A 12,502-nucleotide genomic window follows, 5' to 3' on the forward strand; every position below is an offset into this window, starting at 1 on the left:
ATCATGGATAAGCGGATTTTTGTGGAGAAAAAGGCTGATTTTCGGATGAAAGCTGTTTCTTTAGTTAGGGAATTGAGACATAATTTACAGTTGTCGAGTTTGAAAAAGTTGCGTTTAGTTCAGGTTTATGATGTTTTCAATATTAAGTCGGATCTTTTGGCTAAGGCTGAGGCCCATATTTTTTCTGAAAAAGTAACCGATCACGTTTTGGATGAGACTGAGGTTAAAAAGGCTTTGAAAACTTACACTTACTTTGCTATTGAAGCCTTGCCGGGTCAGTTTGATCAAAGGGCAGCCAGTTCTAAGGAAGCTCTCTTACTATTGGGCGGTAGTCCGGACATTCAGGTTAATACAGCTCAACTTTATCTGGTCAATCGGGATATTTCAGACCAAGAACTAGCGGCCGTTAAAGACTATCTCCTTAATCCGGTGGACTCTCGTTTTAAGGATATTAATCAAGGCTTGGCACCGCAAACTTTTGCGGCTTCTGATAAGACTATTCCTCGTTTAGATTTCTTTGCGGCTTATTCGGCGGAAGACTTCAAAACTTATAAGGTCAAAGAAGGTCTGGCCATGGAAGTGGATGACCTTCTCTTTATTCAGGATTACTTTAAAAAGTTGGGACGGGTTCCTACTGAAACAGAGCTCAAAGTCTTGGATACTTACTGGTCCGATCACTGCCGTCACACAACCTTTGAAACAGAACTTAGAGGCGTTGATTTTTCGCAATCCAAGTTTCAGGAACAGCTGCAGGCAACCTATGATAAATATTTAGCTATGCGGCATGAATTAGGCCGTGATGATAAGCCTCAAACCCTGATGGATATGGCAACAATCTTTGGTCGGTATGAACGGGCAAATGGCCGTCTGGATGATATGGAGGTGTCCGACGAAATCAACGCCTGCTCGGTTGAAATCGAAGTTGATGTTAATGGGATCAAAGAACCTTGGCTCCTCATGTTCAAGAATGAAACCCACAATCATCCGACAGAAATTGAACCCTTTGGTGGTGCAGCTACCTGTATCGGTGGTGCTATTCGCGATCCATTGTCAGGTCGTTCTTATGTCTATCAGGCTATGCGGATTTCAGGAGCTGGTGATATTACGACACCAATCGCTGAAACCAGAGCTGGGAAATTGCCCCAACAGGTCATTTCTAAAACGGCTGCTCATGGCTATTCTTCCTACGGCAATCAGATTGGACTTGCGACTACTTATGTTAAAGAATACTTCCACCCAGGTTTTGTGGCTAAGCGGATGGAGCTGGGGGCAGTCGTCGGTGCGGCACCTAAGGAGAATGTTGTTCGCGAAAAGCCAGAGGCTGGTGATGTCGTTATCCTTCTTGGCGGTAAGACTGGGCGTGACGGTGTTGGCGGGGCGACGGGTTCTTCCAAGGTGCAAACGGTGGAATCGGTTGAAACTGCTGGTGCAGAAGTTCAAAAAGGGAATGCTTTAGAAGAACGTAAGATTCAACGGCTTTTCCGTAAAAAAGAAGTGACTCGTCTGATTAAGAAGTCTAATGATTTCGGTGCTGGCGGTGTTTGTGTGGCTATCGGTGAGCTGGCTGATGGTTTGAAAATTGATTTGGACAAGGTACCGCTCAAATATGCTGGCCTTAACGGAACCGAAATTGCCATTTCAGAAAGTCAGGAACGGATGGCTGTTGTGGTTCGTCCAGAAGATGTGGATGCCTTTATTACCGAATCTGCTAAGGAAAATATTCAGGCGGTGGTTGTGGCTGAGGTTACTCAAAAACCCAATTTGGTTATGACTTGGAATGGCCAAACTATTGTCAATCTTGAACGCTCTTTTCTTGATACTAACGGTGTTCGTGTCGTAGTTGATGCCAAGGTTGTGGATAAAAAACTAAACTTGCCTGAAGTACGGCGGACATCGCAAACTAATCTGGAGGCAGATACGCTTGCGGTCCTTGCTGATCTCAACCATGCTAGTCAGAAAGGTTTGCAGACCATCTTTGATAGCTCGGTCGGCCGGTCAACGGTCAACCATCCACTGGGCGGTCGCTACCAAATTACTCCACCAGAAAGTTCCGTGCAAAAATTACCAGTTGAGCATGGGGTAACCAAGACTGCTTCAGTTATGGCTCAAGGTTACAATCCTTATTTGGCTGAATGGTCGCCTTACCATGGAGCAGCCTATGCTGTTATTGAAGCGACGGCTCGTTTGGTGGCGACAGGGGCGGATTGGTCCAAGGCTCGTTTCTCTTATCAAGAGTATTTCGAGCGAATGGACAAGAAAGCAGAACGCTTTGGTCAGCCTCTAGCAGCCTTGCTGGGTTCTATTGAAGCTCAGATTCAATTAGGCCTGCCTTCTATCGGCGGTAAGGATTCTATGTCTGGTACCTTTGAAGAATTGACGGTTCCGCCAACTCTGGTAGCTTTCGGAGTAACAACAGCCAATAGCGATAAGATTCTCTCGCCAGAATTTAAAACGGCTGGAGAAAATATCTACTACCTTCCTGGTCAAGCTCTGAGTCAATCTATTGATTTTGATCTGATTAAGCGAAACTTTGAGACTTTTGCAAGTCTGCAAGAAGATTATCAGATTACAGCAGCATCTGCCATCAAATACGGTGGTTTGATGGAGAGTCTGGCTCTGATGGCTTTTGGCAATCATATCGGGGCAGATATCAATATTGACAGAGTTGACACTAGCTTGACAGGTCAGCTGGGAGGCTTTGTCTTTACATCTCCTGATCAGATTGACAGAGCTGTCAAGTTGGGTCAAACCAGTAAAAACTTTACACTCCTTGTCAATGGTGTCAACATGTCTGGGGGAAAGCTTCTGTCAGCTTTTGAAGGCAAACTTGAGGAGGTTTACCCGACTGAATTTAAACAGGCGATGGAACTTGAAGAAGTACCAGCTGTCTCAACAATGGTTGTCAAAGAGGCTAAGAACAAGATAGATAAGCCTTTGGTTTACATTCCTGTTTTCCCTGGAACCAATTCAGAATACGATTCAGCCAAAGCCTTTGAGGCGGCTGGTGCTCAAGTTGAGCTCGTTCCATTTGTGACCCTAGATGCAGAGGCTATTGACAGTTCTGTTGACACTATGGTCGATAAGATTGACAAGGCTAATATCATCTTTTTTGCAGGCGGCTTCTCAGCTGCTGACGAACCAGATGGCTCGGCTAAATTTATTGTCAATATCTTACTGAACCAAAAAGTCCGCTCTGCTATTGACAGCTTTATCGAAAAAGGTGGTCTGATTATCGGTATCTGTAATGGTTTCCAAGCTCTTGTCAAATCAGGTCTTCTGCCTTACGGTAACTTTGAAGATGCGACAGAAAAGAGCCCAACCCTCTTCTATAATGATGCTAATCAGCACGTGGCTAAGATGGTCGAAACTCGTATTGCCAATACTAATTCACCGTGGTTGGTAGGCGTTGAAGTTGATGATGTTCATACAATCCCGGTTTCACATGGTGAAGGTAAATTTGTCGTAACCGATGAAGAATTTGAACAACTGCGTGACAATGGCCAAATCTGGAGTCAATATGTAGATTTTGATGGTCAGCCATCTATGGATTCTAAGTACAATCCAAATGGTTCCAGTCATGCTATTGAAGGAATTACCAGCAAGAACGGTCAAATTATCGGTAAGATGGGACACTCTGAGCGTTATGAAGATGGTCTCTTTCAAAATATTCCGGGTAATAAGGATCAAAAACTCTTTGAATCAGCGGTTCGTTATTTTACTGGGAAATAAAGCAACGTACCGTAGCACTGAAGGAAAGATAGTAAAAATGCTGAAAAAATGAAAAATGTTGATGATCAAGTGGAATTTAGAAAGTTTATATCTAAATCCCGAAAAGAAATAAGAGAGGCTATAAAACCTAAGAAATGTATTCTTTGTGGAAATGAAAGGAATGGTTTTTGTAATTCACATACAATTCCTCAACTATCACTCAAAAATATCTCAGAGTCTGGTATGTTGCTTCAATCAAGTTATTTAATTGGTAATGATATTGAAAATAAAAGAGGTTTGAATAATTCAGGAACTATTCAAACTATATGTAATGACTGTGATTCAATCTATTTTCAAGAATATGAGAATGAAAATAATTTATTAAATTATCCAAGTGATAAAATATTAGCCCAAATTGCTTTAAAAAATTTTCTTTTAGAACTAGTCAGAAGAAAAAGAGAAAAGTATGAGCATCAAAAATTACGGTCACTTGAAAATGTTACAAAAGTCTTAAAAATAAACTATAATGACATATCTGGAAATTATTTGAACGGTTTATCCAAAAGATTGAAGGATTTTCATAATTCCTTTGATTATGATATTGAAGATTTTTTAAGTGAAATTTTAATACATAAAGAGGTAATTGAAAACAATCTTACAGGTGGCTATCAAGTTATTTTCTATGAAATACTTCCCTACAAGACACCGATTGCCTTTCAGGGTTCGTTAACTTTGATTAGAGATATGTACGGGTATCCCGTTAATAATACAAAAGACTTTTCAAAAGAAAATCGTATTCAGAAATTACATCTAGCAGTTCTTCCCCTAAGAGAAAATACAATGGTATTGGCTTTTTATCATAAAAGAGATAGGAAGTATAAATCTTTAAAAAGTCAATTTAATAGTAGCTCTCGACTGAAGAAGTTAGAATTTCTTAATTACTTGATATTTGCGTATACTGAAAATTATTATTTTTCTCCAAAAATCAAGGATCAAATAAGGAAAGATGAAAAATTAGTATTGCTTAGTCAAGAACTTTTTGGTGAACCTAATTTAGGAAATAATATAGGGGCAACTAACTATAAGAGAGTAGAGCCGAATGAGATCCCTAATTTTCTTTTAGAAGATTGGGCTTTATCAGAATAAAATTAGTTTTCAACAGTAGGAGAAGCAATGACATACGAAGTAAAATCTCTTAATGAAGAATGTGGCCTGTTTGGCATTTGGGGGCATCCTCAAGCTGCACAAGTAACTTATTTTGGCCTCCATAGTCTTCAACATCGCGGTCAAGAGGGTGCGGGTGTTTTATCCAATGATGATGGGGTACTCTTGCGTCACCGCGATACAGGACTGGTATCAGAAGTTTTTAACAATCCAGCTGATTTGGAAAAATTAACAGGTCAGGCTGCTATCGGCCATGTTCGTTATGCGACAGCTGGTGAGGCCTCTATTGATAATATTCAGCCCTTCCATTTCAAATTTTATGATATGGAATTTGGTCTAGCCCACAATGGCAACCTGACTAACACGCAAACGTTAAAAAAAGAATTAGAGCATAATGGGGCAATCTTTTCATCCTCATCTGACACCGAAATTTTGGCTCACCTTATTCGTCGCAGTCATAATCCTAATTTTATCGGTAAGGTAAAAGAAGCGCTCAATACGGTTAAAGGCGGTTTTGCTTACCTGCTTATGCTGGAAGATAAGTTAATTGCAGCTCTTGATCCCAATGGCTTTAGACCATTGTCTATCGGTCAGATGGCTAATGGTGCTATTGTTGTCTCCAGTGAGACCTGTGCTTTTGAAGTGATCGGTGCCAAGTGGCTGCGCGATGTGAAACCGGGCGAATTAGTGGTTATTGATGAAGATGGTATTCATTACGATACCTATACTGATGATACTCAACTGGCTATCTGCTCTATGGAATACATCTATTTTTCACGTCCCGATTCAGTGATTCATGGGGTCAATGTTCATACTGCCCGCAAGAATACCGGCCGTCGTCTGGCTCAGGAATTCCAGCATGAAGCTGATATTGTCGTTGGAGTTCCTAATTCATCTCTGTCGGCCGCCAGTGGTTTTTCGGAAGAATCTGGTTTGCCAAATGAGATGGGCTTGATAAAAAATCAATACACCCAGCGTACCTTCATTCAGCCAACACAGGAACTGCGTGAACAAGGGGTACGGATGAAGTTGTCAGCTGTATCCAGCATTGTCGAAGGTAAGCGTGTGGTTATGGTGGATGATTCCATTGTCCGCGGGACAACCAGTCGGCGGATTGTCCAGCTGCTGCGTGAAGCCGGTGCGGCAGAGGTCCATGTGGCGATTGCCAGTCCACCGCTTAAATACCCGTGTTTTTACGGGATTGATATTCAAACGCGCTGGGAGCTAATTGCAGCTAATCATGAGGTGGAGGAAGTACGCCAAATCATCGGTGCAGACAGCTTGACATACTTGTCAATTGATGGGCTTATTGACTCAATTGGTCTTGAGACAGATGCACCAAATGGCGGCCTGTGTGTTGCTTACTTTGATGGTGACTACCCAACACCGCTCTATGATTACGAAGAACGCTATCTGGAAAGTCTGAAAGAGAAGACGAGCTTTTATTGAAGAAAATAAACAGTTAGTTCTGTTATTTCCCCAAAACGACAAAATGAAAGGAATTGAACGTTGTATGAGTTGCTAGTGGGAGGAAGCCCAGCTTTCTCTATTACCTGATTAAAAAAGTCTGGTGAACTTTTTCAACGTTCTTGGTATTTTAGATTATGACAAAGAATGCTTACGCCCAATCGGGTGTTGATGTTGAAGCTGGTTATGAAGTGGTCAAGCGTATTAAAAAACACGTCGCACGGACAGAGCGCCTAGGTATGATGGGAGCTCTCGGGGGCTTCGGTGGTATGTTTGATTTGACGACGACTGGTGTTAAAGAGCCCGTTCTCATATCGGGAACAGATGGTGTCGGTACCAAGCTCATGCTGGCTATCAAATATGATAAGCACGATACTATCGGTCAGGACTGTGTTGCTATGTGTGTGAATGATATCATTGCGGCAGGTGCTGAGCCTCTCTATTTTCTAGACTATGTGGCTACTGGCAAAAATGAGCCTGCCAAGTTGGAACAGGTTGTTGCTGGTGTCGCTGAAGGCTGTGTGCAGGCTGGTGCGGCTCTTATCGGCGGGGAAACGGCTGAAATGCCTGGTATGTATGACCAAGATGACTACGATTTAGCGGGCTTTGCAGTCGGAATCGCTGAAAAATCCCAAATTATTGATGGGTCAAAGGTCAAGGCTGGTGATATTCTGATTGGCTTGGCCTCAAGCGGTATCCATTCTAACGGCTATTCCTTGGTGCGCCATGTCTTTGCAGACTATACGGGTGAAGAAGTGCTGCCAGAATTAGACGGCAAAAAACTTAAGGAAGTCCTGCTTGAGCCAACACGGATTTATGTTAAGTCAGTACTGCCTCTGGTTAAGGAAGGCTTAGTCAATGGGATTGCCCATATCACAGGCGGTGGCTTTATCGAGAACGTTCCCCGTATGTTTGGTGACCATTTGGCAGCTGAAATCGAAGAAGATAAGGTACCTGTTCTACCAATTTTCAAGGCTCTTGAAAAATACGGCGATATCAAACACCAAGAAATGTTTGAAATTTTCAATATGGGTATTGGCCTGATGCTGGCTGTTAGTCCTGAAAATGTCGGCCGCGTCAAGGAACTGCTAGATGAGGCTGTCTATGAGTTGGGTCGCATTGTGGAAAAAACTGACGCTAGTGTGGTGATCAAGTAATGGGAAAAAAGATCGCAGTCTTTGCTTCTGGTAATGGCTCCAATTTCCAAGTTATTGCTGAGCAATTCCCCGTTGAGTTTCTCTTTTCAGACCATCGAGATGCCTATGTGCTTGAGCGGGCACAGAACCTAGATATTTTGTCCTATGCCTTTGAACTTAAGGAATTCAACAATAAGGCTGACTATGAAACCTCTATCTTGGAACTCTTGGAGCAACATCAGATAGATCTAATTGTTCTCGCTGGTTACATGAAAATTGTCGGTGAAACTCTGCTGACTTCCTATGAAGGTCGCATTATTAACATTCATCCCGCCTACCTGCCGGAATTTCCTGGTGCCCATGGTATTGAGGATGCTTGGAAGGCTGGTGTTTCTGAGAGCGGTGTAACGGTACACTGGGTGGACAGTGGAGTTGATACGGGCAAAGTTATCAAACAAGTGCGCGTGCCACGCCTAGCTGATGACACCATTGAAACCTTTGAAGCTCGGATCCATGAGGCTGAGTATCAGTTGTATCCAGAGGTGCTGAGAGAACTTGAAGTTGAGGAAAAATAATGGATCTAAAAGATTATCAAAAGTGGGTCAGTACTTTTTATAAAAAGCGCCATTGGTATCAGTACAACCCCTTTATCCGCTGTAACTTTTTGACGGAAGAAGTTGGCGAGTTAGCACAGGCTGTTAGAAAAAGAGAGATCGGTCGGGATAGGCCTGATGAGCTCGTTCAAGGTAATGCTGAAAATCTTGCTGATATCAAGGAAGAGCTGGGAGATGTGTTGGATAATATTTTTATCTTGGCGGACAAATATCAAATTTCCTTAGAGGATATTATGGAAACCCATAAAAATAAATTGGAAAAGAGATTTGCACCATGAAAGTAACTGTTTATTGTGGAGCTAGCTTGGGCCATAAGGATATTTACCAAACTAAAGCCAGAGAACTTGGACAATGGCTGGCTCATAATGGTCATGACTTAGTTTATGGTGGCGGCAAAATCGGCCTTATGGGGCTTATAGCGGATACTGTTCTAGCGAATGGAGGTTATGCTATAGGAGTTATCCCAAGTTTTTTAAAGGATAGAGAAATCGCACATTCCGATATAAATGAGCTAATCGTAGTTGATGATATGCCTAGTCGTAAGGCAAAAATGGTTGAACTCGGTGATACATTTATAGCTCTCCCAGGTGGCCCAGGAACCTTGGAGGAGATTACTGAGGTTATATCCTGGTCTCGGATCGGTCAAAATGACGGCCCTTGTATTTTATATAATGTATCTGGGTATTTTGATCGTTTACAAGACCAATATGATGATATGGTAAGGGAAGGATTTCTCAGTCAGGCAGACCGCGATAAAATTCTCTTCTCTGATAATTTAGTAGAAATAGAAGAATTTATAAAAACCTACCAAGCACCTAAAATCAGAAAATACTAATAGAATAAAAATAAGCAACATGGATACGATGCTAAAAAGTATCAATGAAAGGAAGAATCATGACTAAACGCGCACTAATCAGTGTCTCAGACAAAGCGGGCATCGTAGAGTTTGCCCAAGAACTTAAAAAACTTGGTTGGGATATCATCTCAACTGGTGGTACTAAAAAAGCCCTTGATGAGGCTGGACTTAAGACTGTCGCTATTGATGATGTGACTGGCTTTCCTGAAATGATGGACGGCCGTGTCAAGACCCTTCACCCTAATATTCACGGTGGACTCCTAGCACGCCGTGATTTGGATAGTCATCTGCAGGCTGCAAGGGATAATAATATTGAGCTCATCGATCTCGTGGTGGTCAATCTTTATCCTTTCAAGGAAACCATCCTCAAACCAGATGTCACTTATGCGGATGCCGTAGAAAATATTGATATCGGCGGACCGTCTATGCTGCGTTCAGCTGCTAAAAACCATGCCAGTGTCACGGTTGTCGTGGATCCTGCGGACTATGCGGTGGTGCTTGATGAGCTTAAAGCGGATGGTGAAACAACTTACGCCACTCGTCAGCGTTTGGCAGCCAAAGTTTATCGTCATACCGCAGCTTATGATGCGCTGATCGCTGACTACTTCACAGCACAGGTCGGTGAAACCAAACCTGAAAAGCTGACTGTTACTTATGATCTCAAACAGCCTATGCGCTACGGAGAAAATCCACAGCAGTCTGCGGATTTCTATCAGTCTGCGATTCCGACCGAGTATTCCATTGCCTCAGCCAAACAGCTTAATGGTAAAGAGCTTTCTTTCAATAATATCCGTGATGCTGATGCGGCTATCCGTATCATCCGTGATTTCACTGAACGTCCAACCGTTGTCGCTCTCAAGCACATGAACCCTTGCGGGATTGGACAGGCAGATAGTATTGAAGGCGCTTGGGACAATGCTTACGCGGCTGACTCTGTTTCTATCTTTGGTGGCATCGTCGTTCTCAATCGTGAGGTGGACGCGGCTACTGCTGAAAAAATGCACAGCATCTTCTTAGAAATCATCATTGCTCCATCTTACTCAGATGAAGCGCTTAAGATTCTTACGACTAAAAAGAAAAATCTACGCATATTAGAGTTGCCTTTTGACGCTCAAGAAGTCAGCGAAGTAGAAGCAGAGTATACCGGTGTCGTTGGCGGTATGTTGGTACAAAACCAAGATGTGATCAAGGAAAACCCAGCCGACTGGAAAGTTGTCACCAAACGTCAGCCTGATGATCGTGAGCAAACAGCGCTTGAATTCGCTTGGAAGGCTATCAAATACGTCAAGTCAAATGGCATTCTAGTGGCCAACGACCACATGACCCTTGGTGTCGGACCAGGTCAGACTAACCGAGTTGGAGCGGTTAAGATTGCTCTGGAACACGCAGCGGACCGTCTTGATGGGGCAGTTCTTGCCAGCGATGCTTTCTTCCCCTTTGCCGATAACGTTGAAGAAATTGCAGCTGCAGGCATCAAGGCGATCATCCAGCCGGGTGGTTCTGTGCGCGACCAAGAAGTCATCGAAGCGGCGGATAAATATGGAATTGCCATGGTCTTTACAGGAGTTCGTCATTTTAGACATTGATTTAGGCTTTCGACTGTAGTTTATCTTGGTGGATAATAGCCGTCATCGTTACGGGTCCGTGAAGCGATGGTTTATCTTTTATTCGTAAGTTGCTAAAGCAACAACGGCTATCGTTAAAACTTTAACGGAATATGGTCCGATATCCGTTACTGCCATAGTGGGTGTACTTTTTCATAACAGTGACTTATTGGCCTTCTCTTGGCGGTGTTACCATTTAAGCTGACATTAGCTATTGTAGACAAATTCTAGGACCTAAAGGTTTACAAGCCCTGAAAAGAGAGTGGGACAGAAATCAATCATTCGAAGAATTTGATTTCGTTGTCTCACCTCCGCACAGTTGATTAAGTTGGCTGCTATCACTTGCGTGGTCGTTAAACAGTCCAGTGGACTGTTTAAGGGGTTGCCTGAAAATGGGACTGCACCCCAAGATAAGGATATTTAACCAGCAGTGGTTCATTGGTGCTAAAGCACCTAATAAACTGTGCAGGAGAAAGACTTCTTGGCAGAGCAAACAAGTCCTTCTCTCAACCACTGCGCCTAGCAAATAAAATTGACCAATAAATAAGGCTGAGAACTTTTATCTCAGCCTCTTTTGTTAGATTCAGACAAGTTATTGGAGGCGTTTATTGCTGTCGATCGCGATAGCAATAAGGTCTTCTACGGAGATGACTTGGTAATCATCGGAACGTAGCCATTCTTCTAAGATGCCAGAAAGAGCCCCGACGATATAGCGGCTGTCGTAAATGACTTGCTTGTCATGAGAATTAGCCACATGCCAAGGGGCCATAATGGAAGTATAAATAGTCAGTAATTGCTGATCATAGCTATGTAAGAAAAAGGTCAACAGATTAGCCTCCTGCAGGATTTTCAATTCATTCTGGTAGGTTGTCCAATAGTGGAAGAAGACAGCGATCAATTGCTGAAAAGAATAAGACTGTGCACTTTGCAGGGTCTTAATGTAGTGCTCAATCAAACGATTGGCGTAGTTGGTGAGTACCTGCTCTTTGGAACGATAGTAACGGTAAAAGGTTCGGCGTGAAATCTGCGCGTGTTCACTGAGTTCAGTAATACTGATGGTCTTGAGTGATTTTCTGACAGCCAATAAATCAAATAAGGCTTCTTCAATTTCTTTTCTTATCTGCATATTTCTCCTTAACCAGAAGATTAATTGACACACTTTTGGCTAACTGTGCCAATTTCCTTTCTCCTCTTGTATTTACCTGATATTTTTTCTATACTGCAGTCAACTTATTTCTATTATAGTATAAGTTAAATTTGGTTCAAGCAAAGGAGAAAAAATGTCATTGATAATGAACTACTGGTTTTTACCGATTTTATTTATTGTTCACGATTTTGAGGAATTGATTATGATGCCTCTGTGGAAACAAAGACACAGCCAGAAGTTGCAGAAGCTGAAACGTCCTTTTTTTGGAACGGTGATTGATGGGTCTGCTTTTGCGGTTGGTATTTTAGAGGAGTTGCTTCTCTTGGTACTGATCGCTCTCTACTGTCAGGCCAGCGGGAATCATCTCTTTTATCTGGCTGTTCTAGCAGGTTACAGTTTGCACTTCTTTTTTCACTATTTCAGTTGCTTTTGGTTTAAGGGCTATGTTCCGGGTGTTGTTACCGCTATTCTGGAATTACCCTTGGTGATTCCCATGCTTTTTCATTATGGACAGGCAGTGACAAGCCTCTGGATTTTCTTTCTCTATCTCGTGGCAGTGGTGCCTCTTATTTACTTCAATGTCATTTGGTTACATGGCCTAATGCCGAAAATTGAGCAGGTATTTGAGCATTACAGGTACAATAAGCATTGAGCGGATATCTCGTGAGTTCAACCTAATCTAATACTAGTTAGTGATATGTGACAAATAAGTCAAATGTTACAGCTATAATATACTTTTGTTAAGGCAAGCAGTTGAAGTGGATTTTTAAAAAATCTATGTTAGGATAGATAGCGTACTAAAAATG

10 protein-coding genes are annotated in these 12,502 nt (G+C 42.4%); 9 read left to right on the forward strand and 1 reads right to left on the reverse strand.

What is annotated here, in order from left to right; translation table 11 throughout:
• Window positions 1–3 precede the first annotated feature (3 nt).
• The 8 genes from STRCR_RS02125 to purH all read left to right on the forward strand — a co-directional run bounded on the left by STRCR_RS02125 (window position 4) and on the right by purH (window position 10,531).
• On the forward strand, window positions 4–3,729 hold the full coding sequence (locus tag STRCR_RS02125; protein WP_004226832.1) for a phosphoribosylformylglycinamidine synthase: 3,726 nt from the start codon (window positions 4–6) through the stop codon (window positions 3,727–3,729).
• Between the two features lie 48 nt (window positions 3,730–3,777).
• Window positions 3,778–4,854 carry a hypothetical protein gene (locus STRCR_RS02130; protein ID WP_004225211.1) on the forward strand — a complete coding sequence of 359 codons (1,077 nt, stop codon included), beginning with the start codon at window positions 3,778–3,780 and terminating at the stop codon, window positions 4,852–4,854.
• 27 nt (window positions 4,855–4,881) lie between these two features.
• Window positions 4,882–6,321 (forward strand): amidophosphoribosyltransferase, encoded by a 1,440-nt coding sequence (purF, locus tag STRCR_RS02135; RefSeq protein ID WP_004229000.1) that lies wholly within the window; start codon window positions 4,882–4,884, stop codon window positions 6,319–6,321.
• Window positions 6,322–6,473: 152 nt separating this feature from the next.
• Complete coding sequence (gene purM, locus STRCR_RS02140; protein WP_172459631.1) at window positions 6,474–7,496, forward strand: phosphoribosylformylglycinamidine cyclo-ligase; 1,023 nt, start codon at window positions 6,474–6,476, stop codon at window positions 7,494–7,496.
• Complete coding sequence (gene purN / locus STRCR_RS02145; RefSeq protein WP_004227156.1) at window positions 7,496–8,050, forward strand: phosphoribosylglycinamide formyltransferase; 555 nt, start codon at window positions 7,496–7,498, stop codon at window positions 8,048–8,050. Before purM ends, purN begins: the two co-directional genes overlap by 1 nt.
• A complete protein-coding gene (locus tag STRCR_RS02150; protein ID WP_004225830.1) occupies window positions 8,050–8,367 on the forward strand; it encodes a MazG nucleotide pyrophosphohydrolase domain-containing protein in 318 nt (105 codons plus the stop codon). The genes purN and STRCR_RS02150 overlap by 1 nt, the downstream gene beginning before the upstream one ends.
• On the forward strand, window positions 8,364–8,924 hold the full coding sequence (locus STRCR_RS02155) for an LOG family protein (RefSeq protein WP_004227163.1): 561 nt from the start codon (window positions 8,364–8,366) through the stop codon (window positions 8,922–8,924). The genes STRCR_RS02150 and STRCR_RS02155 overlap by 4 nt, the downstream gene beginning before the upstream one ends.
• A gap of 59 nt (window positions 8,925–8,983) precedes the next feature.
• Window positions 8,984–10,531 (forward strand): bifunctional phosphoribosylaminoimidazolecarboxamide formyltransferase/IMP cyclohydrolase, encoded by a 1,548-nt coding sequence (purH, locus tag STRCR_RS02160; RefSeq protein ID WP_004225787.1) that lies wholly within the window; start codon window positions 8,984–8,986, stop codon window positions 10,529–10,531.
• A 610-nt stretch (window positions 10,532–11,141) separates the two neighbouring features.
• Here purH and STRCR_RS02165 read toward each other — a convergent pair.
• Window positions 11,142–11,675, reverse strand: a complete 534-nt coding sequence (locus STRCR_RS02165; RefSeq protein WP_004226734.1) for a TetR/AcrR family transcriptional regulator — start codon at window positions 11,673–11,675, stop codon at window positions 11,142–11,144.
• A gap of 154 nt (window positions 11,676–11,829) precedes the next feature.
• Between STRCR_RS02165 and STRCR_RS02170 the strand changes: the two genes are divergently transcribed.
• Complete coding sequence (locus tag STRCR_RS02170; RefSeq protein WP_004227761.1) at window positions 11,830–12,348, forward strand: HXXEE domain-containing protein; 519 nt, start codon at window positions 11,830–11,832, stop codon at window positions 12,346–12,348.
• Window positions 12,349–12,502: the final 154 nt, after the last annotated feature.

It is taken from the genome of Streptococcus criceti HS-6 (genome assembly GCF_000187975.2).
Lineage (GTDB): Bacteria > Bacillota > Bacilli > Lactobacillales > Streptococcaceae > Streptococcus > Streptococcus criceti.